Here is a 24759-nt window from a genome sequence, read left to right as displayed (position 1 = left end):
CGGGCCGGGAGCGCCGCGCGCCGTCAGCCCTTGGGGTGCGCGGTGAAGAACTCCCACATGAGCTGGGAGGCGCTGATCTCCTGGGTCGTGGCTCCCAGCGCGCTGATGTCGGCCGAGGTGCCCGGCCAGGTGTGCCCGCCGTCGGTGATCGTGTAGGAGACGACCTCCGCGCCCTGGGCGCAGCCCTGGTGGGTCGTGCGCTGGACGTGCTCGGTGACCTGCTCGGTCGCCGTCTCGGTGCACTGGTCGAGATCGGCCCAGCTCTGGACGGCGGTGGCGACGTCGTAGCCCCAGCGCGGATCGCTGTTGCCGTTGTAGGGGTTGACCAGGTCGGCCGTCCCGTGGAAGGTCATGACTGACACGCCCTGAGCCGCGGCGCACTCGGTCGTGTCGACGGCGGCGGGGTCCTCGGCGCTGGGGCGGCCCGCGCGCAGGCCCGCCACCGGGGCGATGGCGGCGATCAGGTCGGGCCGGGCGCAGGCCAGGGCGGAGGCCATGCGGCCGCCGCCGGAGAAGCCGGTGACATAGACGCGCTGCGGGTCCGCGCAGCTCTCAGAGGTGAGCTCCTCGATGACTGCGGACAGGAAGGCGACGTCGTCGCGCGCGTCGTCGGGCGGGAGCTGGCCGGTGGTGGTGGGGACGCCCGGGACGTTCCAGGCCCAGTTCCCGTCCGCCAGCGGACTGCTGGTCGTCATGGCGATCGCGGCGGACGGCTGCGCCACGATGAAACCGGTCTCGTCGGCGTCGGCGACGGCGTCCAGCTCGGAGATGGTGGCCTGGAAGACGCCGTTGGAGTCCGAGCCGTGCAGGTCCATGACCAGGGGCAGCGGCGTGGCGGGGTCGGCCGTCTCGGGAACGTGCACCCGCACCGGGTAGGAAATGCCGTCGAAGTCGACATCGACGGTCTGGGTCCCGCTGAGCACGCGGCTGCACTGCGTCGTGGCCGGGGCCGTGGCGGCCGGCGGGGCCTGGGACTCGCTGCTCTCCGGCGGCTCGGGGCTGGGGGTGGAGGCCGCGGGCTGCGTGGTGGTGCGCTGCAGGAACGTCGTCGCGGCGAGGAGCGCGGCGATGATGACGAGGGCGAGGCCTCCGATGAGGAAGGGACGACGTGACATGAGGTCTTCCTTGTCCGCCGGGGCTCCTGGCTACGGCTCGAGAATGGGCGGGGGACGGTCCGTGCAGACCCACCTTCCAGTGGACGAACCCGTCCCAGGGGCACGTCGAGATTATAACGACGGGGTCTCTGCGGCCGTGACGGGCCGCGCCAGCACATGTGCGCGAGCCCACGGACCCGGCGGCGCGAGGCGGGCGCGGGCACTGGTAAAGTTGCCGCGCCGTCGATCGGCCGCGGACGTGTCATGCCCGGGAGGACCAGCCCCGGCGCTCCGCGCAACGAGAGTCAGGAGCCGCAGTGTCGATTTCCGCCAAGCGCAAGCAGGAGCTCATCGCCGAGTACGCCACCCACGAGGGCGACACGGGCTCCCCGGAGGTGCAGGTCGCCGTCCTGTCCGAGCGCATCGCCAACCTCACCGAGCACTTCAAGACCCACACGCACGACCACCACTCGCGCCGGGGCCTCTACCTGCTCATCGGTAAGCGCCGTCGCCTCCTGGACTACCTCATGAAGGAGGACATCGAGCGCTACCGCGCGCTGATCGCCCGCCTCGGCATCCGCCGCTGACGCGCCCGCGCCGCCCGCTGCCTCCCCGCCCTCGGCCGAGACCGGTCGTTTCCTCGTCGAGGCCGGTTCAGGAGTTCTGCGGGCGCCTTGCCTGCGGCCACGCGGACGGCGACGACGGGCCGGGCGGGACTGGCGCGCGCCAGCACCCCGGATGAGGAGGATGACCATGGACATTGTCGACGGGCGCCGCGACGGCGCGCAGGCGGCGGGAGCGGACCGCCCCGGGGCGCGGGCCTCCGGCGGCGGGTCCGGGACGACCGCCCCGCAGACCGCCGCCGAGGGGTCCACGACGCCGCGGCGCTCGTTCGCGCAGGCCGGGATCCGGCTCGACCGCAGCCGGTTCGCGGACGTCCTGTCCGCCTGCCTCGGCCCGTCTGCGGCGATCCAGGACGCGTGCGCGCAGATCGTCCTGGACGCCCCCCGGTGGTTCGTCGACTTCGACGCCGGCACCCTGTCCTTCGGCGAGGACTCCTACCCGGTGCAGCTCCTGGGCAGCGAGTCCTTGGCCGACGGCACGTGGATGTGGGGGTGGAACAATATCAACGGCTTCCCCGCATCCGTCCTGAAGGTGGCCGAGTGGGTCCGGGGCCTGGGCCGCGAGTGGGGCCTGAAGGAGCTGACCACCGACTGCTTCCCGCTGACAGAGGGGCTCAGCGGCCCCGGGCTCGCCGCGGTCGCCACCGTGCTGGCCCCCGGGTCCCTGTGCTACTACCGGGGCCCGCACGACGGCGGGGCCGTGCTCCTGGCCTTCTCCGGCCTCCCGAAGAGCGTCTTCGCGCCGGTCGACGCGGTCCGCTTCGCCCGCATCCTCGCCGACTGCCTCCAGGTCCCCTGCGACCACCGGATCCTCACCGAGAGCTTCCTGGCCTGGAACGGCACCGCCTACCGTTGGGAGGGGCGGCGGGTCATCGCCCGCTTCCCCGCCGAGATGGTCATCGAGTTCGACGAATCCGGGCGCCTGACGCGGATCGCGACCGCCTGAGGGGGCCGGGCCCGTCCTCCGGCCGAGCCCGGCCGGGCTCACGGCGCAGGCCTCACAGCAGCGAGCGGTAGAGGGCCTCGATGTCCTCGCGGGTCGCCGGGCGCGGGTTGCCCGGCGTGCACACGTCGTTGAAGGCGTCCTCGGTCAGGGCCGCGACGCCGGAGGCGTCCACGCCGACCTCGGAGATCCGCGTGGGGTTGCCCAGGTCGGCCGTCAGCGCCGCGACGGCCGCCACGGCGGCGGCTCGGGCGTCGGCCAGCTCCATGGCGCGGGCCCCCGCCACGCCGAAGGCCTCGGCGATGTCGCGGTACTTCTCCCCGGTGAACTCGGCGTTGTAGGCCATGACGGGTGCGAGCAGGATGCCGTTGGCCACCCCGTGCGGGGCGCCGTAGCGCCCGCCCAGGGGGTGGGCCATGCCGTGGACGAGGCCCAGGCCGACGTTGGAGTAGGCCATGCCGTTGATGTAGGCGGCCAGACCCATCGCCTCGACGGCGTCGGGGTCGCCGTCGGCCGCGGCGCGCAGGCTCCTCGCGATCATCTGGATGGAGCGCAGGCACAGGGCGTCGCTCAGTTCCCAGGCGCCGGGGGTGATGTACCCCTCGATGGCGTGGGTCAGGGCGTCCAGGCCGGTGGCGACCTTCAGGGAGCGGGGCATGGCGTCCATGAGGTCGGGGTCGACGACGGCGACCACCGGGATGTCGTGCGGGTCCACGCACACGAACTTGCGCTTGGCGGCGGTGTCGGTGATGACGTAGTTGATCGTCGTCTCCGACGCGGTCCCGGCGGTCGTGGGCACGCCGATGATCGGCACGCCCGGGTTCTTCGTGGGGGACAGGCCCTCCAGGCTCAGCACGTCCTCGAACCCGGGGTTGGTGGCGATCACCGAGATGGCCTTGCAGGTGTCCTGCGGGGAGCCGCCGCCCAGGCCGATGAGGATCTGGGCGCCCGAGGCGCGGAAGGCGGCCAGGCCCGCCTGGACCTTCTCAATGGGCGGGTTGGGGACGACGTCAGAGAAGATCTCCCAGGCGATGCCGGCGGCGTCGAGCAGGTCGGTGACGCGGGCCGCCGTCCCGTTGCCGGCCAGGACCGGGTCGGTGACGACGAAGGCCCTGGTCAGGCCGCGGCCGGTGATCTCCGCGGGGATGGCGGAGATGGCGCCGCGGCCGAAGTGACCGGTCTGGTTGAAGATCATGCGGTGGGTCATGACGGTCTCCTTAACGTGTCTTTTGAGCGTCTGCAGCCTCTGCGGCTCGTCGTCTCTCGGGCGGGGACGGCGCCTCCGGCCCGATCCGGACGGTGTGGTATGCCCACCATCACATGCGGGGCGGCCCGCGGGGCAGGCCCGAAGGTCCCTGGCTGTCGCGGCCGCGGGGCCCGACGGGGGCGGAGCGCCGGGCCCGGCCCGGTTCGCGTCCCATATCACGCCGTCACGGCGGCGCCTTCACGCCGATACCGGTACCGCCACGGTAGGATCGCCGTGCCCGTATGTGTGCGCGTGACTGCGATATCAGGGATATCAGGGCCGCACGCGCCGAGGACCGGTGAGGGCCGACGTCGATGTGGCGCCGCCCCTCCGGTGCGGGCCCGGGACCCGGGAACAAGCCATGGCCCCGGACGGCAGGAGCCGTCGGTTTTCGGTGGTGGCCTCCGGATCGGGTCGCGTCGGTCGCGGCGCGGCTGCTCCGTGGGCCTCGATCGAAGACCGCGCTCCCGCCCCAGAGGAAACCTGAGAAAGAGACGCATCGCAGATGTTCATTGACGACCCCGAGGTCACCGCCGCCGAGGCAGTGATCGACAACGGCTCATTCGGCAGGCGCGTGGTCCGCTTCGAGACCGGGCGCCTGGCCAAGCAGGCCGCCGGAAGCGCCATGGCCTACCTCGACGGCGAGACGGCCATCCTGTCCGCCACCACCGTGGGCAAGCACCCCAAGGACCAGTTCGACTTCTTCCCGCTCACCGTCGACGTGGAGGAGCGCCAGTACGCCGCCGGGCGCATCCCCGGCTCCTTCTTCCGCCGGGAGGGACGCGCCGGGACCTCCGCCATCCTCGCCTGCCGGCTCATCGACCGCCCGCTGCGCCCCTCCTTCGTCAAGGGGCTGCGCAACGAGGTCCAGGTCGTCGAGACGATCCTGGCCATCGACCCCGACGACGCCTACGACGTCCTGGCCATCAACGCGGCCTCCATGTCCACCCAGATCGCCGGCCTGCCCTTCGCCGGCCCCGTCGCGGGCGCCCGCCTGGCCCTCATCGACGGCCAGTGGGTGGCCTTCCCGCGCTACTCCGAGCTCGAGCGCGCCACCTTCAACATGGTGGTGGCCGGCCGCGTCCTGGAGGACGGCGACGTCGCCATCATGATGGTCGAGGCCGGCGCCACCGAGAACGCCTGGGGACTGATCGCCGCCGGCGCCACCGCCCCCACCGAGGCCGTCGTCGCCGGGGCCCTGGAGGCCGCCAAGCCGCACATCAAGGCGCTGTGCGAGGCCCAGATGGAGGTCGCCGCCCGCGCCGCGAAGCCCACCGCCGAGTTCCCGCTCTTCCTGGACTACTCCGACGAGCAGTACGACGCCGTCGAGAAGGCGGCCCAGGCCCGCGACCTGGCCGGCGCCATCGCCACCGAGGGCAAGCAGGCCCGCGACCAGGCCACTGACAAGGTGCGCGAGGAGGTCCTGGCCGACCTCGCCGAGCGCTTCGGCACAGAGGAGGACCTCAAGGCCCTCAGGGCCGCCTTCAGGTCCGTCACCAAGAAGCTCGTGCGCCACCGCACCCTGACCGAGGGCGTGCGCATGGACGGCCGCGGCCCGAAGGACATCCGCACCCTGGCCGCCGAGGTCGAGGTCCTTCCCCGCGTGCACGGCTCGGCCGTCTTCGAGCGCGGCGAGACCCAGATCCTGGGGGTGACCACCCTCAACATGCTGCGCATGGAGCAGCAGATCGACGACCTGTCGCCGATCACGCACAAGCGCTACATGCACCAGTACGTCTTCCCGCCCTTCTCCACCGGCGAGACCGGCCGCGTGGGCGCCCCCAAGCGCCGCGAGATCGGCCACGGGGCCCTGGCCGAGCGCGCGCTCGTGCCCGTGCTGCCCGGCCGCGAGGAGTTCCCCTACGCCATCCGCCAGGTCTCCGAGGCGCTCGGCTCCAACGGCTCGACGTCGATGGGCTCGGTGTGCGCCTCCACGCTGTCCCTGCTCAACGCCGGCGTGCCACTGCGCGCCCCCGTGGCGGGCATCGCCATGGGCCTGATGCACGAGGAGATCGACGGCGAGACCAGGTGGGCCACCCTGACCGACATCCTCGGGGCCGAGGACGCCTTCGGCGACATGGACTTCAAGGTCGCCGGCACCCGCGACTTCATCACGGCCCTCCAGCTCGACACCAAGCTCGACGGCCTGCCCAGCGACATCCTGGCCGGGGCGCTCGGCCAGGCCCGCGACGCCCGCATCTTCATCCTCGACGTCCTGGCCCAGGCCATCGACGGCCCCGACGAGATGGCCCCCACGGCCCCGCGCGTCCTGTCCGTGCGCATCCCGGTGGACAAGATCGGCGAGGTCATCGGCCCCAAGGGCAAGATGATCAACCAGATCCAGGAGGACACCGGGGCGGACCTGACGGTCGAGGACGACGGCACCGTCTACATCGGCGCCTCCGACGGCCCGAGCGCCGAGGCCGCCCGCGACGCCGTCAACGCCATCGCCAACCCGCAGATGCCCGAGATCGGCGAGCGCTTCGTCGGCACCGTGGTCAAGACCACGACCTTCGGCGCCTTCGTCTCCCTGACCCCCGGCAAGGACGGCCTCCTGCACGTCTCGCAGATCCGCCGCCTGGTGGGCGGCAAGCGCGTGGAGAACGTCGAGGACGTTCTGAACGTCGGCGACAAGGTCCAGGTCGAGCTCGCCGAGATCGACCAGCGCGGCAAGCTGAGCCTGCACGCCGTCCTGTCCGACGAGCAGCTGGCCGCCGAGGCGGAGAACAAGGCGGCGCACGCCGGCGGGGAGCGGCGCGAGCGCCGTCCGCGCCGCGAGCGCACCGAGGGTGACGGCGAGCGCCGTGAGCGCCGTCCGCGCCGGCGCCGCACCCGCACCATCGAGACCTCCGACGAGGAGGAGTGAGCGTGGGCGGCCGGTAGCCGCGCACTGACGACGGCGGGGGCCGGGCGGCGCGAGGCGGCCCGGCCCCCGCCCCCATCCCTTCTTTCGCCGAGATCGGTCCGGTTCCGGCTCGAGATCGGTCCGGCGCGGTGAGCCCGCGTGCCCCGCGACGCCGCGCTACGCCGTCGGCGAGGAGAACCAGTCCGGTGGACAGCGCCACCGCCGGGCCCGTTAGGCTCGCCGGGTGACCAACCCAGCCCCCTCAGCCGCCAGCGCCTTCCGGAGCGGCGCCACCAGCTACTCCGAGGTCGATCTGGCGCGCGGCGCCGCAGGCGATCCCGGCACCGAGCTGCACCTGACCGACGACGGCGCCGTGCTGCGCCGCTCGATCCTGCCCGGCGGGGTGCGCGTCATCACCGAGTCCGTGCCCGGGCTGCGGTCGGCGAGCCTGGGCATGTGGTTCGGCGTCGGGTCCCGCGACGAGGCCGCCGGGCAGGAGGGATCGACCCACTTCCTGGAGCACCTCATGTTCAAGGGCACCGCCACGCGCTCCGCCCGCGAGATCGCCGAGGCCTTCGACTTCATCGGCGGCGAGTCCAACGCCGCGACAGCCAAGGAGCACACCTCCTACTACGCGCGCGTGCAGGGCTCGGACGCCATGGGAGCCCTCGACGTCCTGACCGACATGGTGACCTCCTCCTCACTCGATCCCGCAGAGGTCGAGACCGAGCGCGGCGTCATCATCTCCGAGCTGGCCGACGCCGCCGACGACCCCGCGGACATCGCCCAGGAGGCCTTCGCCCGCGCCGCCTTCGGCGACGACACCCCGCTCGGGCGGCCCATCGGCGGCACCTACGAGACCGTCGCCGCCGTGCCGCGCGACGCGGTGTGGGAGCACTACCAGCGGACCTACGCCTCCGACTCGCTGGTGGTGGCCGTCGCCGGCGCCGTCGACCACGACCAGGTCGTCGAGCGCGTCGCCGCCGACCTCGCCTCCGCCGGCTGGGACACCACCAGCGCAGTCCCGCCGCGCCCGCGCCGCTTCGAGACCGAGCCCGATATCGCCCTGGCCGTCCACGACGTGCGCATCGAGCGGGACTGCGAGCAGTCCCACGTGTACCTGACCTGCCAGGGCATTCCCGTACGCGACGAGCGGCGCTGGGCCATGAGCGTCCTCATCACGATCCTGGGCGGGGGAATGTCCTCGCGCCTGTTCCAGGAGGTCCGCGAGAAGCGGGGGCTGGCCTACACCACCTACGCCTTCGACGCCTCCTACGCCGGGACGGGAGCGCTGGGCCTGTACGCCGGCTGCGCCCCGCAGGCGGTGGACGAGGTGTGCGCCGTCATGGTCGGCGAGTTCGAGAGACTCGCCGCCGACGGCGTCACCGACCGCGAGCTGGCCCGCGCCCGCGGGCAGATCCGCGGCGCCATGGTGCTGGGCGGGGAGGACTCGCTGGCCCGCATGGGGCGCCTGGGGCGCAGCGAGGTGGTCACCGGCCGGCTGCGCAGCATGGAGGAGAACCTGCGGCTGCTGGGCGCCGTCACCGGCGAGGATGTGCGCCGGCTCGCCGAGTGGCTCGTGAGGCAGGAGCGCGCCCGGGCCCTGGTGGGGCCGGCCCTCTGAGAGGCGGGCCGCCGGACCGATCTCGAGCCGGAGGTGAACCGATCTCGGTGCGGAGCCGGACCGATCTCGGCGGGCGGGGCGGCTAGGCTGGCGGCATGACGATTCGCGTTGCTGTCACGGGCGCCGCCGGGCGCATGGGTTCCACTGTCTGCCGGGCCGTCGAGGAGGCCGAGGGCCTCGAGCTCGTCGCCCGCCTCGACGTGGGTGACGAGATCACCGCCGCGCACCTGGGCGGCGCCGACGTGGCCGTGGACTTCACCGTCCCGGCCGTCGCCGAGGCCAATGTCCACGCCCTCATCGACGCCGGCGTGGACGCCGTCGTCGGCACCACCGGCTGGACCGAGGAGTCCTACGCCCGCGTCCGCGAGCACCTCGCCGAGCCCGGCGCCGCGGGCCGCAGCGTCCTCATCGCCCCCAACTTCGCCCTCTCGGCGGTCCTGGCCATGAGCCTCGCGGCCAGGGCGGCCCGCTACTTCGAGTCCGCCGAGGTCGTCGAGCTCCACCACCCGAACAAGGTCGACGCCCCCTCCGGCACCGCCATCGCCACCGCCCGGGGCATCGCGGCCGCCCGCGCCGAGGCCGGCCTGGGGCCCGTGCCCGACGCCACGCAGGCCGATCCGCTCGGCGCGCGCGGCGCCGTCGTCGACGGCGTCCACGTCCACGCCGTCCGCCTGCGCGGGCTGACCGCCCACGAGGAGATCGTGCTGGGCAACCCCGGCGAGCAGCTGACCATCCGCACAGACTCCTTCGACCGCGCCAGCTTCATGCCCGGCGTCATCCTCGCCGTCCGGCGAGTGGGCGAGCGGAAGGGCCTGACCGTCGGCCTGGACGCCCTGCTCGACCTGTGAGGAGGGAGACCTCAGCGAGGTCTCCCCGGGAGCGGGTCACGGAAGAGCCTCGGCGCCCGCGTCCTCTCCCCAGTCGGTCCCACCCGGGGATGGGCCGGTGCGGGAGCCGAAGAGCTCCGCAGCGGTGACCCTGCGAGGAGCTCGCCAGGTTCTTGACGCCGCGCGCAGCCCAGACAGCCGGTCCTGGAGCGTGATCTCCTCGGGTTCTTCAGCGCTCATAGTGCGGCGGCCCAGCAGTCCTCGGTGATGCCGTCGCCCACCGGCAGCGCGCGGTGGGAGCCGGTCGGCTCCAGGCCCGCGCCGGCGAGCAGCCGCGCCAGCGACTCGTCCCCGCGCACGGCCCACACCGTGAGCATGGCGGCGCCGTCGTCCCGGGCCAGGTCCACGGCCGCCGCGAGCAGCCGGGAGCCGTGCCCGCGGCGCTGGTGGGCCGGCGCGACACCGAGTGCTGTGACCTCGGCGGCCGCGGCCGGCCGTTCGGCTGTGCGGGAGGGATCGCTGTCGCAGACGCCGTCAGGGCCTTCGGTGGTGACCGCCTCCGTGGGCGCGAGCCCCAGCAGCCCGACGACGGCGCCCTCCGCGGTGGCGACCAGGGCGTGGTGGGCCCGGGTCGGGGGAGCGACGACCGCGGACTCCCAGCCGGCGGCGATGACCGGGGCGGACACCATGGCCCGCACGCCCTCGGGCAGCGGCCCGTCGTGGCCGGCGGCCAGCGAGGCGAGCATGGACGCCGCGTGGACCCGGCCCATGGCCGGTAGATCGGCCTGCGCGGCTGCGCGCACGAAGCCGCCCGCCTCGGACGGGCGCGAACCGGCCTCCGGCGCCCCCAGGCCGTCGCGGTCGGCCCCGCCGCACCGGCAGGAGGCGGCGTGCGGGCGGCCCCCGTCGGTGCGCGCGCGGAGCCCGCCGCGCGCGCCGGCCGGCAGGCCGGAGGAGGGGTCGGCGTCGAAGACGGAGTCGGGAGGCGTCATGGCCGCGAGCCTATCGTTGGGAGGGACGGGCCGTGGGCCGCACAAGCACGCCATCACCGCAACCGGTGGACCTGTGCCCGATGCGCCGGGCATCCAGCTCCCGAATTCGTCGGGGCCTACGGCCGATGCTCCCGACGGAGCCCCGTTACACTGCTGGCATGAGCGCTCTTCCGACTCGTCCCTTCGGCTCCGTCGGCGTCGCCATGGTCACGCCCTTCACCCCCGAGGGGGAGATCGACGTCGAGGCCGCCCAGGCCCTGGCCGTCACCCTCGTCGAGGACGGCGCGGACATGATCCTGCTGGCCGGCACCACCGGCGAGGCCCCCACCACCCACCTGCCCGAGAAGCAGACGCTGCTGCGCGAGGTGAAGGACGCCCTCGCCGGCCGCGCCATGCTCGTGGCCGGGGCGGGCTCCAACGACACCGCCCACGCGGTGCGCATCGGCGCGGGCAGCCAGGCCGCCGGCGCCCAGGGCCTGCTCATCAACGCCCCCTACTACAACCGCCCCAGCGCCGAGGGCGTCTACCGGCACATTATGGCGGTCGTGGAGGCCACCGACCTGCCCGTCATGATCTACGACATCCCCGGGCGCACGGGCGTGAGGATCACCGACGCCACCCTGGCCCGGCTGGCCGAGCACGAGCGGGTCCTGGCGGTCAAGGACGCCACCGGCGACGTCGAGCAGGGCTTCCGGCGCATGGAGGCCACCGGCCTGGCCTACTACTCGGGCGACGACGGGCTGAACTTCGCCTGGCTGACCCACGGCGCCTCGGGCGTGGTCTCGGTCGTGGCGCACGCCGACGCCCACTCCTGGCGGCAGATGCTCACCGAGGTCGACGCCGGGGACCTGGCCGGGGCCCGGGCGGTCGCCCGCCGCATCCGCCCGCTGGTGCAGGCGATCATGGGCGGCGGCCAGGGCGCCGTCATGGCCAAGGAGGCCCTGCTGCTGCAGGGGCGCGTCCCCTGCGCCGCCGTCCGCCTGCCGCTCGTGCGCGCCGAGGCCGACGACGTCGCCGCCCTGCGCGAGGTCCTGGACGCCTCGGGGCTGCTGTGAGCCGGCGGCCGGGAGCAGGGTCCGTCGCACGGGCGCTCCACGTCTTCCCCCTCGTCGTTCCTCGGCCTTCTTCATCGCTCCCTGCCGGCTGACGCCTCTGGAGCTTTCCCATGGTGACTGAGTTCTCTGAGTCCTCTGAGTCCTTGCCCGGTGTGCTCGAGGTGTCCGGACTGGAGTTCCGTTACTCGGCGCACGGCTCGCTGGTCCTCCGGGGCGTGGACCTGAGCGTGGGCGCCGGCGAGCGCGTGGCGGTGATGGGGCCGTCGGGGTCGGGCAAATCGACCCTGCTGCTGTGCGCGGCGGGCCTGTTGCGTGCCGGCGCGGGGCGGGTGCTGCTCGACGGGGTGGATGTGGTATCCGCTTCGGAGAGGATGCTGACGGCCATGCGCCGCGACCGGGTGGCCTTCATATTCCAGGACCTGAACCTGGTGGAGTCGCTGACGGCGGCCCAGAATGTGGCCCTGCCCGGGCTGATGGGCGGGCGGATGCGCTCACCCGGGGACGTGACGGGCGTGCTGGAGCGTGTCGGACTGGCCGGCCTTGAGGATCGTCTGCCGTCCCGGCTGTCGGGGGGTCAGCGGCAGCGGGTGGCGGTGGCCCGGGCCCTGGTGTCGCGTCCGGCGATGGTGTTCGCCGACGAGCCGACGGGGGCGCTGGACGTGCGGGCGGGCGCTGCGGTGCTGGGGCAGCTTGACCTGCTGTCCGATGCCGGCGGCGGGCTGCTGGTGGTCACTCACGACCCTCGCGTGGCCGCGTGGGCCGACCGGGTGGTGTGGCTGGTGGACGGGTGCGCGGCGGGCGGGGTCTCCGGGGCGGGTGCCGCCCAGATCGCCGGGCACCTGGCCGACCTCCAGGCCCGCGTCGAGGCACAGTCCCGGGGCTGAAGGGGAGACACGGCCATGACCCGCATGAGCAGGAACAGCCACCGGGAGAGCCGGGACCGCCGAGCCCCCAGGAGGCGGCGGGACGGCCGAGACGCGGACGGTCGGCCCTCCAGTCCTCAGCGGCGGGCCCGGCGGAGCGAGCGGAACGGGGGTCTGCGCGGGCGGGTCGGGCGTTCCCGGGCCCGGTGGGCGGTGGCCCGGTCGATGCTGTGCGACCACCGGGTGCCCTATGCGGGGGTGGCGGTGGTGGTGGCCATGGCCTCGGCGCTGGTGGGCTCCCAGGTGCTGCTCTTCCAGGCCTCGCGCCTGTCGGGGGTGGACACGACCGGCATGAGCGCGCCCCGGGCCGTCTGGTTCCTGGGGCGGGTCTACGCCGGTCACCTGACGTCGGTGCTCATGCTGGCAGGCGGGGCGCTGGCGGCCCTGGTCCTGGTGGCCCAGGCCATGAGCGTGGCGGTCCAGGGGCGGCGCCGTGAGCTGGCGCTGCTGCGGCTGGCCGGGGCGAGCCCGGCCCGGGTGCGCGTCATGGTCGCCCGCGAGGCCCTCCTGCTGGGGCTGGCCGCCTCCACCGCGGGCGCCCTGGCCGCGGTACCGTGCCTGCGGCCCCTAGCGGGCCTGCTGGCCTCCCAGGACAACTGGGCTCCTGGTCACGTCCCGGCGGTCACGCCCTCCGGCCTGGTGCTCACGGTGGCGCTCATGACCGCGGTGGCCGCGGTCGGGGCCCTGGTCGGAGTCCGCGGGGCGGCGCGGGCGGCCGCAGTGGAGGCGGTGCGCGAGTCCGCCGCCGAGCAGCGGCGGGGCATGACCCCGGCCCGGTGGGCGGTGGCCGCCACAGGCGCCGCCCTGACCGCCTGGGTCTGGGCGGCCGGGCCCGCCCGCCTGCCCTGGGAGGCCGACGACGGGGTCGCCCTGTGGGTCGGTGGTGGTGTGGCGGTGGCCCTGTGCGCGCTGGCTCCCCTGCTGGCCGGGCCCGCGGTGGGCCTGGCCCGCCTGCCGGTGCGCGCCCTGGACCCGGGAGCGGGCCTGACCGCCTGGGCCCATGCCCGCACCGCCGCCCGCCGCGCCGGTGCCGTCGTCGTCCCCATCACCGCCGTGGCGGTCCTGGCCACCGTCCCGGTGATGGCTTCGAACCTCGGCTCCGGGCGCGACTACAGGGCCGACTACGCCCTGTCCAGCCAGGTCGACGCCGCCCTCCACGCCCGGTCCGACCGCCCCCGGGATGACCTGGAGACCGCCTGGCGGGACGCCTCCGCCCTGCCCCAGGCCACCGGTGCCGTGCGCGCCAGAACCAGCTCCACCTCCTGGATGGTCGCCCCCGCCGGGGCGACCGGCGCCCAGATCCTCGACCGCGCCCGCCAGGAGTCCTTCCCCCTGACCACCCTGGCCCGCTATCAGGCGACCGTGACCGCTGCCAGTGACCCGACCGCCCTGGTGGCGGCCGCCGGGCCCCGGCTGGTGGAGGGCGAGGCCGACGACGTCCACGGCACCGGAGTCGCGCTGCGCACCGATGCCACCCGGGAGGACGGCAGCGCCTACCGGGTGGGGGACTCCATCACCCTGCTGGGCGCCGACGGGGGCGAGGTCACCCTGCGGGTGGCGGCCCTGTTCGAGTACGGCTATCCCTTTGTGAGCACCCGCCTGCTGGCCGACGACACTGTCCTGCCTCCGGCTGCGGGCGAGCCGGTCACCGAGGACTGGTTCCTCACCGCCGCCCCTGGCGGCCAGGACCGGCTCCTGGCGTCCCTGGCTCACGTCGCTCCGACCGGCGCCGCCGTCACCACCGGCCAGGGGTGGACCGACGACGTCATCGCCGCCGAGAGCAGGCGCGGAGCCTCCAACGACGCGACCCTCGTCGGCGGTGTCTGCCTGCTGGCGGCCGCCGTCATCATCCAGCAGACCCTGGCCCTGATCCGATCGCGCCGGGACGAGAGCCGGGTACTGCGACGCACCGGCGCCTCCCGCACCACCATCGTCCTCAGCGTCCTGACCGAGACCGCCGGCCTCCAGCTCCTCGGCCTGGCCATCGCAGCCGTCACCGTCGCCACCACCTGGGCCTGGCTCGCCTGGGCCCTGGTCCCCTACTACGACGACCTCACCGCACCGCCCGCCGTCCCCTGGACGCTCCTGATCGCCAGCACCGCTGTCGCCCTCGTCGTCCCCCAGGTCGTGGCCCTGGGCGCAGCACTGCGAGTCGTGCCCTCCGGCACACCGCCTCGCGGTGCAGGTGGTGACAACCGCGGGCCGCGGTAGCCGGTGGTGAGAGGAGCGCAGGGCCAGGGGCCGGCATCCGGCTGGCGCCTGGCCGGATTCCCCGGACCGATCTCGGCGCGGAACTGGACCGATCTCGAGCCGGAGTACGGCCGATCTCGGTGAAAAAGGGGCTGCGCCGCCCGTGGGCATCACCTGGCCGATAGGCTCTGAGATCGTGTGATCCGCTCGCGCACGACCCGGCGCAGCACCTTGCCGATCGCGCTGCGGGGCATCTCGTCGATGATCTCCAGGTAGCGGGGCAGGGCGTAGTGGGGGAGCGCCCGCTCGGCGTGGGCGCGCACCGCCTCCAGGGTGACGGCGCCCGCGGGAGCCCCGTCCTCCAGGACGACCGCGGCGCACACGAGCTCGCCCCCGGCCCCGCCGTCCAGCCCCACGACGGCCACGTCCGCCACCGCGTCCATGTCCCGGATGGCCGCCTCCACCTGGGAGGGGTAGACGTTGAACCCGCCGGTCAGGATCAGCTCGCGCCTGCGGTCGGCCATCCACAGGAAGGAGTCCTCCCGGCGCACCATGTCCCCGGTGCGCAGCCACCCGCCGGGCAGCACGGCAGCCGCCGTCGCCTCCCGGTCGCCCCAGTAGCCGGCGAAGACCTGCGGCCCGCGCACGAGGAGCTCTCCCGGCTCGCCGTCGGGCACCTCCCGGTCCGGGTCCGGGTCGTCGGGGTCCACCACGCGCACGTCCGTGGAGGGGAAGGGCAGGCCCAGCGCCCCCAGGCGCTGGCTCGGCCCCATGGGCGTGCCGGCCACGATCGGGCTCGTCTCGGTCATGCCGTAGCCCTCGACGAAGAACCCGCCAGTGGCCGACTCCCACTCGGCGCCCACGGCCGGCGGCATCGGGGCGGCGCCGCACACCCCGTAGCGCAGCGTGTCCAGGGCCACACCCTTCTTCTGCGCGCCCCGCAGGATCCGCTCGAACATGACCGGCACCCCCACGAAGAAGGTGATCGGCCGGCGCCGGTGGGCCTCCAGCACCTGGCTGACGGAGAACTTCGGCAGCATCACCTGCGTGGCCGCCTTCTGCACCGCGCAGAACAGGTTGAAGGTCAGCCCGAAGGCGTGGAAGAAGGGCAGCAGGGCCAGGAAGGTCTCCGCGCCCTCGTGCAGCATGGGGACCCAGGCGATGGCCTGGTTGGTGTTGGCCCGCAGGTTGGTGTGGGTGAGCATGGCGGCCTTGGGCGCCCCCGTGGTGCCGCCGGTGTGCAGCAGGACCGCGACGTCGCCGCCGTCCGGGTACGGCCACGACGCCGGCAGCCGTGGGGCCCGGGCGACCTCCCGGTCCCAGGAGCGCACGCCGGTGGGCAGCCGGTCGGCCTTCATCGAGGCGCGCGTCTCGCGGGCCCGCGCCACCGGCAGGCGCAGGGCGGCGCGCAGCCGGACCGGCATGGCCGCCGACAGGTCCACCGAGAACACCGTGCGGCCCGACAGCGGGTCCGTCCCCTCCTGGCCGTCGGCCGCCGGGGCCGGGTCGAGGAGCAGGTCGAGGCCCTTCTCCCAGACGATGACGACTCGCGCCCCGTGGTGGTCGAGCTGGGCGCGCACCTCTCGGGAGGGGGCGAGCGGGTTGTGCTCGGCCACGATCGCCCCCAGGCGCAGGGCCCCGTAGACGGCGATCATGTGCTGGGGGCAGTTGGGCATGATCATGGACACCCGGTCGCCCGCCTCGACGCCCGACTCGCGCAGCAGCTGGGCGGCGCGCTCGGAGGCCTCCAGGAGCTCGGCGTAGGTCAGCCCCGCCCCCAGGAAGTCCACGGCGCAGCGCTCGCCGTAGAACCGCGCGGCCGTCTCCAGCAGCTCGCTCAGCGGGGCGTCGGGCACCTCGATGACGGCGGGGATGTTCGGCTGGTAGTGGGGGCGCCGGTAGGCGTCTGAGTCAGCCGGGTCAGCCGGGGCCACCGGGCCCGTCGGGCCGGCTGGAACCGCGGGGCCCGTGGCCTCCGGCGCGCCCCCGGCCCCGGACGCGCGGGAGGCCTGCCCCGGCCGCGCGTCCTCGCCGGCGGGGGCCCTCACCCGGCGTCCCCGCGGGCCCGGCGGTCGGGCGGCGCGGGCCTGGAGGCCGTCCCGGCGCCGCGCCTGCCCTCGGAGCGTGCTCCCGCCTCCCCGAGGCGCTCGACGATGGCGCTGGCGGCGCTGGCCGACGCCGTGGCGGCCGCGCTGGCCGCCCCGGAGGCCGCCTCGCGGGCCGCCAGCAGCTCCTCGCGCACCACCCGGCGCAGCACCTTGCCGATCTGGGAGCGCGGCATCTCGCTCAGGATGGCGATCTGGCGGGGCAGGGCGTAGTGCGACAGGGTCTTCTCGGCCCACGCGCGCACCTGCTCCAGGGTGACGGTCTGGCCCTCCTTGGGCAGGATGGCCGCCACCACCGACTCGTTGCCGCTCTCGGCGGGCAGCCCGACGACGGCGACCTCCTCGACCTGCGGCATGGAGCGCACGGCCGCCTCGACCTCGGTGGGGTAGACGTTGAAGCCCCCGGAGATGATCAGCTCCTTGCGGCGGTCGGCGATGACGTAGAAGCCGTCGTCCTCCTGGCGCACCAGGTCCCCGGTGCGCAGCCACCCGCCGGGCAGCATGACGGCCCCGGTCTCCTCTGGGTTCTCCCAGTAGCCGGCGAAGACCTGGGGGCCGCGGACGATGAGCTCGCCGATGTCGCCGGGGGCGACCTCCCGCTCGGGGTCCTCGGGGTCGACGACGCGCACCTCGGTCGAGGGGTAGGGCACCCCCAGGGTGCCGGCGCGCCGCTCGGGGGAGATGGGGTTGCCCAGGATGATGGGGGAGGTCTCGGTCATGCCGTAGCCCTCGATAATGACCCCGCCGGTGGCCCGCTCCCAGGCCTCGGCGACCGCCCTGGGGTTGGGGGCGGCGCCGCACACGGCGATCTTGCAGCTCGACAGGTCGGCCCCGGTCGCCCGGGCGCGCGAGACGATGCGGTCGAACATGACGGGCACGCCGGGGAAGAAGGTCGCCGGGTGCCGCTTCCAGGCGGACAGGACCATGTCGGCGCCGAACTTGGGCAGGACCACCTGGGTGGCGGCCAGGCCCACGGCGCACAGCAGCGACAGGCTCAGCCCGAAGGCGTGGAAGAAGGGCAGGACGGCGTAGAAGGTCTCCTCGCCGGCCTCGCAGGTCCGGGAGGCCCACGCCAGGGACATCTCCGCGTTCGACCGGGCGTTGGCGTGGGTGAGCTTGACCGCCTTGGGCACCCCGGTGGTGCCCCCGGTGTAGAGCAGGACGGCGACCGCGTCGACGCCGGGCAGCGGGTGCCCGACGGGCAGCGGCGTGGCGGTCGCCACCAGGTCGTCGAAGGAGGCCACCCCGGCCGGGACCCTCCCGCGCAGCTCGCTGCGCCGGGAGCGGGCCGCGGCCACCGGGAGCCTCAGGGCCAGGCGGCTGGTCCACGGCAGCCCGCGCGACAGGTCGACCGCCAGGACCCTCAGGCCGGCCATGCCGGCGCCCTCGAGCGAGCCGGTGGTCTGGACCAGGCGGGCCAGGGACTTCTCCCAGGCGATCAGGACCCGCCCGTGGTGGAGCTCGATCTGCTCGCGGATCTGCGCCGCGGGGGCCAGCGGGTTGTGCTCGGCGACGATGGCGCCGATGCGCCAGGCGGCGTAGGCGATGACGACGTGCTGGGGGCAGTTGGGCAGGATGACGCCCACGACGTCCCCGCGGCCCACGCCCAGGCGCCGCAGGGCCTCGGCGGCGCACGCCACCTGCTCGCCGAGCCGGCGGTAGGTGGTGGCCTGCCCGAGGAAGTCCAGGGCGACCCGGTCGGGGAAGCGCCGGACGGCGTCGTCGAGCATGCGGGACAGCGGCTCGGTGACCGGGGAGACGACGCCGGGAACACCCGGGGCGTAGTGGGGGCGCGCGGGGGCGTCGGGGACGGCGGCGCTGCCGGTGGACCGGGGCTCGGGCGCAGAAGCGGCGTCGGACCTGCTCACGGGCTCCCCTTTCCTCGAAGGTGCTCCGGCCATGGCCGGGGGCGTTGATAGTGCGACCGTACGCAACCGTAACCTACGGTTGCGTAGGTCTGCAGGCGGGGGCGGCGGAGGCGCCTGTGTCGTCCCGCTCACGGTCGGCGGGCGCCCATGGGCGCCGCAGGCCCTCGGGCAGGGGACCGCGGGAGACCACCCGCAGCCGGCGGGTGGGCCGCGTCATGGCCACGTACAGGTCGCCGGGGCTCGCCCCGCCCACGACGGCGGGCTCCACCAGCACGACGACGTCGAACTCCAGCCCCTTGCTCAGCCGCGGCGCCATCACCGCCAGGCGGCTGCGCAGCACGTCCCCGCCGGGGGCCGCCAGCGCCCGCGCCAGCTCCGGGTCGTCCTCCAGGATCGCGGTGTCCTCCTCGGGCCGCGGGGTGATGACGGCGATCCGACCGCCGTCGGCGCCCACGGCCCGGTCCAGGGCGGCGGACTCCTCGCGCACCGCGGCGCGCAGGGCCCGGGCCCAGGCCTGCTCGTCCCGTGCGCCGTCGGCGCCGGGCCGGTCGAGCGGGTCGTCGACCGCCAGGCAGTCGGGCAGGTCGCGCACCGAGCGGACCGGGAAGACCGGCGGCTGCCCCAGGGCGGCCGCCACATCCTCCGCCGCGGCCACAATGGTGGCCGGCGTGCGGTAGCACACGGTCAGCGCCTCCTGGCGCAGGGGCGTGGAGCCGGCCGGCCCGCCGTCCGCCTCCGCCGTGTCTGCCGTATCCTCCGCGACCCCGCCGGCTCCGCTGTCCCCGCCGGCTGCGCCGGGCGTGGCCGCCCGCGTTCCCAGCGCGGCCAGCACGTCGGCCCACGAGCCCGGGGCGCTCGGCCCCGAGTACTGCGCCAGGTCGCCGACCACCGTGAAGGAGCGCACCGGGCACCGCCTCGCCAGGGCCCGCCACGCCATGGCGCCGAGCTCCTGCGCCTCATCGACCACGATGTGCCCGTAGGTCCACGTCCGGTCGGCCCGTGCCCGCTCCGCCAGGGTCAGTGAGGGGCCGGGGGCCTCCACGCGGTCCGCCAGCATCTCGGCGCTCACCATGCCCTCGCCCAGGTCCTGGGCCGCGATCGCGTGGGCCGCATAGGAGACCAGCTCCTGGCGGCGGCGCGCCTCCAGGCGCGCCCGGTGCGCCTGGGCGTCCTGGCTCGGGCCCAGCAGCTCGGCCAGCTCGTCGATCAGCGGCACGTCGGCCGGGGTCGGCTCGGCGCCGGCGGCGCGCTCCAGCAGCGCCCGGTCCGCCGCCGTGAGCTCGGGCGCCAGGCGCTCCAGCAGGGCCGGGCGCGCCCACAGCCGCTCCAGGAGGCCCACCGGCGTCGTGGGCATCCAGCACAGGTTGATCTCGCGGCGGGCGTCGCGGGCGGTGCGGACGTCCTCGCGGATCCACGCGCGCGTGTCGGCGTCCGAGGCGTCCCGGTGGGTGGCGGCGGCGAGCTGGTCGGTCAGGCGCTCCAGCAGCCACAGCACGAAGGTCTCGCGCGCCAGGTTGTGGGGCCTGCCGGACCGGCGGGCCCGACCGATCGCCTCGCGCACGTCCTCGGGATCGAGCTCTAAGCGCGTGCCGTCCACGACAATGGGGCGCGGCGAGTCGGGCACGCGCTGCAGGTCCCGCACCGCCCGGCGCAGGATCTTGACCCACACCCGCCGGGACTTCACCTCGGCCGCCGCCGCCGTCTCCGCACCGCGGGCACGAACCCCGGGAACCAGGTCCGCCGGCGTGGTGGAGACCACGCCGGTCTCGCCCAGCGAGGGCAGGACCTGCTCCACGTAGCGCAGGAAGGTGCGCGAGGGCCCCACCAGGAGCACGCCGGAGCGCTCCAGGCGCTCGCGCTCGGAGTAGAACAGGTAGGCGACCCGGTGCAGCGCCACCGCCGTCTTGCCCGTGCCGGGTCCTCCCTGGACGACGAGCACCCCCGTGCCGTCGGAGGTGACGATCCGGTCCTGCTCGGCCTGGATCGTCGCCACGATGTCGCTCATGCGCCCGTCGCGGGCCGTGCTCATGGCGGCGATGAGGGCGCCCTCGCCCTGCAGGCCCGTCGCCGCCGCCCGCCCGCCGCTCGTCGAGGCCGTGTCCAGGCCGCCGACGTCGATGAGCTCGTCCTCCACCCCCAGGACCGCGCGCTGCCGGGTCTCGATGTGCCGGCGGCGCACCAGGCCCATCGGGTCGGAGGCGGTTGCCTGGTAGAACGCCCGCGCCAGCGGGGCGCGCCAGTCCAGGACCACCTCGCGGTGCTGGGCGTCCCGCAGCCCGGTGCGCCCCACGTAGTGCCGCCTCCCGGCGTCCGTGACCGGTCCGGCGGAGGCCGGGGCGGCGACGGCCCGCGGGTCCAGGTCCATCCTGCCGAACACGAGCCGGTCCTCGACCCCCTCCAGGGAGGAGATCAGGTTCGTGTAGTGCACGGCGTAGGCGTCCCTCTCCCCGCGGGACTGGTGGGTGCCGCTGCCCCCGCGGGCCTCCGTGGCCGCCAGGGAGCGCCTGGCCTCGGCCAGCTGGCGGTCGAGCTCGCGGTAGGCCAGGTCGACGACCCTCTGCTCGGAGGCGATCTCGCGCTCGCGGGAGGCCCCGACGGCGGCCCCCTCCGGCTGGGCGGGCGTGAAGGCTTCGGCGGGGGAGACGTGCGTGTGGCGGGGCTGAGTCACATGACCTCACTGAGGACGGCGGGCGGGCGCGGATGCGCCGGGGCTGTGCCGGCGAGCCGTCGGGCTCGCCGCGGTTCGCAGGGCGACTCATTATTCTCCTGGCCGGGCGTGTTCAACGACGTCGACGACGAAGACATCCAAGATGTGACACGATCGCGGTATCGGATGCGGCGCGGCCCCCCGGGCCGAGGGAACAGGCCGCGGGCGCCGGGCGTTGCACCCGTTGGTGGTGCGGCTGTCGCCGGTGCGCCCAGCGCACCCGTGATGACCGTCATCGTGGTTAGGCGCCTCGAGCGCGAGAGGAGGAGCAGTGGGATCGCTGTACACCGTCGAGCACCCGGCCGGGGACCCGGCGTCCCCGCGCGTGCTCCTGCACCATTTCGACGGCGCCATGGACGCCGGGCACGCCGGCGCCCTCGCCATTGAGCAGCTGCTCATGACCCTGCCCCACGAGCGCATGGTCACCTTCGACGTCGACACGCTGGTCGACTACCGGGCCCGACGGCCCGTCATGACATACGCCACCCACACCTATGAGAGCGCGGTCGTGCCCGAGCTCGTCCTGGACCTCTTCCAGGACGACGAGGGCGAGGACCTGCTCGTCCTCCACGGGGCCGAGCCCGACTTCCGGTGGAACGAGTTCGTCGGCGCGGTCACGCACCTGGTGGTCTCCATGGGCGTGTCCCAGGCCGTGGGCATGACCGGGCTCCCCCTGGCGACCCCGCACACGCGCCCCACCTACGTCCACCACCACGGCAACCGGCCCGAGCTGCTGCCGGACCAGCCCGACTTCTTCGGCCGGGTCGAGGTCCCGGGCTCCATGGGCGCCTTCCTCGAGCTCCGGCTCGGGCAGGCCGGGCTCGACTCGCGCGGCCTGTCGGCCGGGATCCCGCACTACGTGGCCCGCGACGACTACCCCGCCGGGGCGGCGGCCCTGCTTGCCGCCGTCTCGGAGGCCACGGGCCTGGCCCTGCCGGTCGGCGACCTCGAGGCGGCCGCCAGCATCAACCGCGCCGAGATCGACGCCGAGGCGGCCGGGCAGCCCGAGGTCGCCGCCGTCGTCAGCGCGCTGGAGGCCCAGTACGACGCCGTCGCGCCGGTGAGCGGCGCCGACCTGGCGCGGGCCGTGGAGGTCCCCTCCGCGGACGAGATCGGTGCGCGCCTGGAGGCCTTCCTCCAGGCGGCCGAGGCCGATCCGGACGCCTGGCACCTCGACGACCGCCGGGAGGACTGAGACACGCCCTGGCAGGCTGCGGTCGCGCGCCGGTCGTGAGCCGGTCGGGGCGCTGTCCGGACGGCTGCCGGCGCGCCGGTCCGCCATGATCGCCTCGACGACCACCGCGGCCCTGGGCGCGTGGTGCGCCGGCCCGGCCCTGCCCGCCGCGATGCTCGCGCCGTGGCTGACCGGCAGACCGGTCTCGCCCTGGCCCACAGGCCGGTGAGGCGGCGCCGGCGGGCCCGCCGCCCGCCTCTGACGGCCCTGCCCCGGGCGGCGCGGCCCCCGCCCGCTCGCAGTCAGGAGAACGACATGACCGAGAGCCCAACCAGGAAGAACGACCGAGAGCATGCGGGCCCTGCTCGGGGAGCCCGGACGCATGGTGATCGAGGCGTGCGAGCGCCCCGCGCCGGGACCGGACGAGGCGGTGATCAAGATCGCCCGGGTCGGCGTGCGCGGCTCCGACATCCACGGCTTCGGGCCCTGCGTCCCGCCGGAGCCCGGCCGGAGCGCCGGGCTGGGCCATGAGCCCTCCGGCGTCGTCGTCGAGGTCGGGCGGGGGCCGGCCTCAAGGCCGGCGACCGCGTCTGTATCGAGCCGGGGCGGCCCTTCTGCGCCTGCGAGTTCTGCCTGTCGGGCCACTACAGCACCTGCCCGGACGTGGACTTCACGGCGACGGCCCCCGGCTACCGGGGCGCCCTGACGGAGCACCTCGTCCATCCCGCCAACCTCGACTTCCGCCTGCCCGACGCGCTCAGCCTGGACGAGGGCGCGCTGGTCGAGCCCGCCTCCGTGGCGACGCACGCCGTGGAGATGGCTGGCTCGCTGCCGGGCCGCACCGTCGTGGTCCTCGGCTCGGGAGCGGCCGGGCTCATGGTGCCGGTGGTGGCGAGAATGGCCGGGGCCCGCTGCGTGGTGGCCGTCGACCTCCAGCAGCGGCGCCTGGACAAGGCCCTCCGGCTCGGGGCCGGCGCCGCCGTCAACGCGCGGGAGGCCGACGTCGCCGGGCGCATCCGCCAGATCGTCGGGCGCTACGGCGCGGACGTGGTCTTCGGGACCGCCGGGGCGGGACGTCCGGGCCCTCGCGATCGACCTGTCCGAGCAGGACGCGCCGTGGATGCGGGAGTACGCCGGGCGCATCGGGTGAGCCCGCCGCGGCGGGGCGGGGCGTCCGGCGGCGGCGAGTCGAGCAGCTCCCTCCTGAGCACCCCCGCGGACGGGACCATGCTGCTGGCGCGGCAGGACTCGGAGAAGCTGGAGATGTGCGGCGATCTTCCTGGCCGTCTTGCTCTCGCGGACGAAGGCGCCCTTGCCCTGCCGCTTGATCAGCAGGCCGTGCTGGCAGAGCTCCTCAATGGCGCGACGGAACATGATTCGGATCACTCCATAGGTGGTGGCCGGCTCCGGCTCGGTGGGGATCTGCTGTCCCGGCCGGAAGTCGCCCGACGCGATGGCGGCACTCAGGGACTGGGCGACCTGCGCGAAGAGGGGCTTCGTGCTTGTCCGCTCCAGCGAGATCTCAGGGTTCGGCCTCGGGGCATCTCGCGGGCGGGGAGCGGTCGCCCGGCGCGGCCGACGGCGAGGAGGCCGGCAGCGGTCAGGACAGGGCCGGATCGGCGGCGCGCCAGGTGCGCGCGGGCAGCGGCAGGCGGCGCACCGCCCGCTCGACGGCGTCGGCCTCGCGGGCCGTGAAGGGCGCGTCGCGGGCCACGATCACGAGGTTGCCCCGTCGTCGGCCCCGGGCGACCGCGGCGTCGGCCACCGCCAGCACCCCGCCGAAGACCCGCTGCGCGACGGCGAGCTCGCCGGCGACCGTCCGACGCGGCCCGCCGGGCGCACTGGCCGTGTTGGCGAGGTAGAGGCCACCGGGCGCCAGCGCGCGGCGGCAGGCGGCGGCGAGCTCTGGGGCGCGGCAGGCGGCCGGCACCTCGCCGTCGCGGAACACGTCTCGCACGACGACGTCCCACTCGCCCGCGCGCAGGTCCGCCGCCACCCGGGCCGCGTCCCCCACGCGGATGCGCAGCCGCGGGGCGCGCGGCAGGTCGAACCACTCCCGCACCCGCCGCGCCAGGACGGCGTCGATCTCCACCGCGAGCTGGGTCGAGCCGGGGCGCGTGGCGTCCCAGGCCCGCGCCAGCGCGCACCCCGCCGCGCCCAGGTGGACGGCCCGCACCGGCTCGCGCTCGCCGCGCAGCGCCGTGAGTGCCGCGTCCATCTGCTGAAGGTACTCGAAGTCCAGGTGCGCGGGGTCGTGCAGGTCGATCCACGACGACTCCGCGCCGTCCAGCAGGAGCAGGACCCCGCGGTCGCGCACCTGGAGCTCGGCGGTCGCCGCAGATGTGCGCACCGGGGACGAGGGAAGCGCCCGCAGCGGCAGCGACGCCCCTGCCGCCCGGCCGGCCTGGCGGGTGCGCCCGCCAGGCCGGCCGGCGGATCCTCTAGCCGACCGCCTGGGTGCCACAGGCCCACGCTATCGTGGATGCGACCGGGCGGGCCGGTGGCCCCCCGGCCGCGCGGCCGGGGCGGCCGTGCAGGCTTCG

At 74.9% G+C, this 24759-nt stretch carries 17 protein-coding genes and 2 pseudogenes; 11 read left to right on the top strand and 8 right to left on the bottom strand.

All coding sequences use genetic code 11. The features are described from left to right. Nucleotides 1–23: 23 nt before the first annotated feature. On the bottom strand, nucleotides 24–1115 hold the full coding sequence (locus tag AIF0345_RS10355) for an extracellular catalytic domain type 1 short-chain-length polyhydroxyalkanoate depolymerase (RefSeq protein ID WP_268917384.1): 1092 nt from the start codon (nucleotides 1113–1115) through the stop codon (nucleotides 24–26). 296 nt (nucleotides 1116–1411) lie between these two features. Between AIF0345_RS10355 and rpsO the strand changes: the two genes are divergently transcribed. Together rpsO and AIF0345_RS10345 are read left to right on the top strand one after the other, a co-directional pair. After that, entirely contained in the window at nucleotides 1412–1681 is a 270-nt protein-coding gene (rpsO, locus tag AIF0345_RS10350) for a 30S ribosomal protein S15 (protein WP_043560741.1), read from the top strand. 166 nt (nucleotides 1682–1847) lie between these two features. Then, nucleotides 1848–2663 (top strand): DUF6882 domain-containing protein, encoded by an 816-nt coding sequence (locus AIF0345_RS10345; protein ID WP_285296109.1) that lies wholly within the window; start codon nucleotides 1848–1850, stop codon nucleotides 2661–2663. Between the two features lie 52 nt (nucleotides 2664–2715). Here AIF0345_RS10345 and fucO read toward each other — a convergent pair whose 3' ends face one another. Continuing rightward, on the bottom strand, nucleotides 2716–3867 hold the full coding sequence (gene fucO, locus AIF0345_RS10340; protein ID WP_285296108.1) for a lactaldehyde reductase: 1152 nt from the start codon (nucleotides 3865–3867) through the stop codon (nucleotides 2716–2718). A 544-nt stretch (nucleotides 3868–4411) separates the two neighbouring features. Here fucO and AIF0345_RS10335 point away from each other — a divergent pair. From AIF0345_RS10335 to dapB, 3 genes are all read left to right on the top strand, one after another. Continuing rightward, the gene (locus tag AIF0345_RS10335) at nucleotides 4412–6772 is read left to right on the top strand and encodes a polyribonucleotide nucleotidyltransferase (protein WP_285296107.1); all 2361 of its coding nucleotides are present in this window, start codon (nucleotides 4412–4414) and stop codon (nucleotides 6770–6772) included. A gap of 223 nt (nucleotides 6773–6995) precedes the next feature. Continuing rightward, nucleotides 6996–8375: a M16 family metallopeptidase gene (locus tag AIF0345_RS10330; RefSeq protein ID WP_268917380.1), complete on the top strand. Its 1380-nt coding sequence runs from the start codon at nucleotides 6996–6998 to the stop codon at nucleotides 8373–8375. A gap of 95 nt (nucleotides 8376–8470) precedes the next feature. After that, nucleotides 8471–9223, top strand: a complete 753-nt coding sequence (gene dapB, locus AIF0345_RS10325) for a 4-hydroxy-tetrahydrodipicolinate reductase (protein WP_268917379.1) — start codon at nucleotides 8471–8473, stop codon at nucleotides 9221–9223. A gap of 215 nt (nucleotides 9224–9438) precedes the next feature. Here dapB and AIF0345_RS10320 read toward each other — a convergent pair whose 3' ends face one another. Then, complete coding sequence (locus AIF0345_RS10320) at nucleotides 9439–10194, bottom strand: GNAT family N-acetyltransferase (protein ID WP_268917378.1); 756 nt, start codon at nucleotides 10192–10194, stop codon at nucleotides 9439–9441. Nucleotides 10195–10352: 158 nt separating this feature from the next. Between AIF0345_RS10320 and dapA the strand changes: the two genes are divergently transcribed. The 3 genes from dapA to AIF0345_RS10305 all read left to right on the top strand — a co-directional run bounded on the left by dapA (nucleotide 10353) and on the right by AIF0345_RS10305 (nucleotide 14383). Continuing rightward, nucleotides 10353–11249: a 4-hydroxy-tetrahydrodipicolinate synthase gene (gene dapA, locus AIF0345_RS10315; RefSeq protein WP_285296106.1), complete on the top strand. Its 897-nt coding sequence runs from the start codon at nucleotides 10353–10355 to the stop codon at nucleotides 11247–11249. A 110-nt stretch (nucleotides 11250–11359) separates the two neighbouring features. Continuing rightward, nucleotides 11360–12133 carry an ABC transporter ATP-binding protein gene (locus tag AIF0345_RS10310; protein ID WP_268917376.1) on the top strand — a complete coding sequence of 258 codons (774 nt, stop codon included), beginning with the start codon at nucleotides 11360–11362 and terminating at the stop codon, nucleotides 12131–12133. Between the two features lie 204 nt (nucleotides 12134–12337). Further along, the gene (locus tag AIF0345_RS10305) at nucleotides 12338–14383 is read left to right on the top strand and encodes an FtsX-like permease family protein (protein ID WP_285296105.1); all 2046 of its coding nucleotides are present in this window, start codon (nucleotides 12338–12340) and stop codon (nucleotides 14381–14383) included. A 149-nt stretch (nucleotides 14384–14532) separates the two neighbouring features. On the opposite strand, the gene AIF0345_RS10300 is transcribed toward AIF0345_RS10305, so the two are convergent. From AIF0345_RS10300 to AIF0345_RS10290, 3 genes are all read right to left on the bottom strand, one after another. Beyond that, a complete protein-coding gene (locus tag AIF0345_RS10300; RefSeq protein ID WP_285297928.1) occupies nucleotides 14533–16296 on the bottom strand; it encodes an AMP-binding protein in 1764 nt (587 codons plus the stop codon). Between the two features lie 110 nt (nucleotides 16297–16406). Further along, nucleotides 16407–18335 (bottom strand): AMP-binding protein, encoded by a 1929-nt coding sequence (locus AIF0345_RS10295; protein ID WP_285296104.1) that lies wholly within the window; start codon nucleotides 18333–18335, stop codon nucleotides 16407–16409. A gap of 73 nt (nucleotides 18336–18408) precedes the next feature. Further along, nucleotides 18409–20907 (bottom strand): HelD family protein, encoded by a 2499-nt coding sequence (locus AIF0345_RS10290; protein WP_285297927.1) that lies wholly within the window; start codon nucleotides 20905–20907, stop codon nucleotides 18409–18411. Nucleotides 20908–21313: 406 nt separating this feature from the next. Between AIF0345_RS10290 and AIF0345_RS10285 the strand changes: the two genes are divergently transcribed. The 3 genes and pseudogenes from AIF0345_RS10285 to AIF0345_RS16705 all read left to right on the top strand — a co-directional run. After that, nucleotides 21314–22237: a proteasome assembly chaperone family protein gene (locus AIF0345_RS10285; RefSeq protein WP_043560723.1), complete on the top strand. Its 924-nt coding sequence runs from the start codon at nucleotides 21314–21316 to the stop codon at nucleotides 22235–22237. An 85-nt stretch (nucleotides 22238–22322) separates the two neighbouring features. Continuing rightward, nucleotides 22323–22445, top strand: a complete 123-nt coding sequence (locus tag AIF0345_RS10280) for a hypothetical protein (protein WP_285296103.1) — start codon at nucleotides 22323–22325, stop codon at nucleotides 22443–22445. A gap of 123 nt (nucleotides 22446–22568) precedes the next feature. Beyond that, nucleotides 22569–23278 (top strand): annotated as a pseudogene (locus AIF0345_RS16705) (alcohol dehydrogenase catalytic domain-containing protein); the annotation flags it as partial. Nucleotides 23279–23527: 249 nt separating this feature from the next. On the opposite strand, the pseudogene AIF0345_RS16700 reads toward AIF0345_RS16705, so the two are convergent. Next, nucleotides 23528–23731: pseudogene (locus AIF0345_RS16700) on the bottom strand (GntR family transcriptional regulator); the annotation flags it as partial. An 85-nt stretch (nucleotides 23732–23816) separates the two neighbouring features. Next, a complete protein-coding gene (locus AIF0345_RS10275; RefSeq protein WP_268917373.1) occupies nucleotides 23817–24566 on the bottom strand; it encodes a spermidine synthase in 750 nt (249 codons plus the stop codon). Between the last annotated feature and the right edge of the window lie 193 nt (nucleotides 24567–24759).

The sequence above is a fragment of the Actinomyces israelii genome, assembly GCF_030253495.1.
Lineage (GTDB): Bacteria > Actinomycetota > Actinomycetes > Actinomycetales > Actinomycetaceae > Actinomyces > Actinomyces israelii.
The sequence above is the reverse complement of the archived record's forward strand: the minus strand, read 5'-3'. Positions and strand labels throughout refer to the sequence as shown.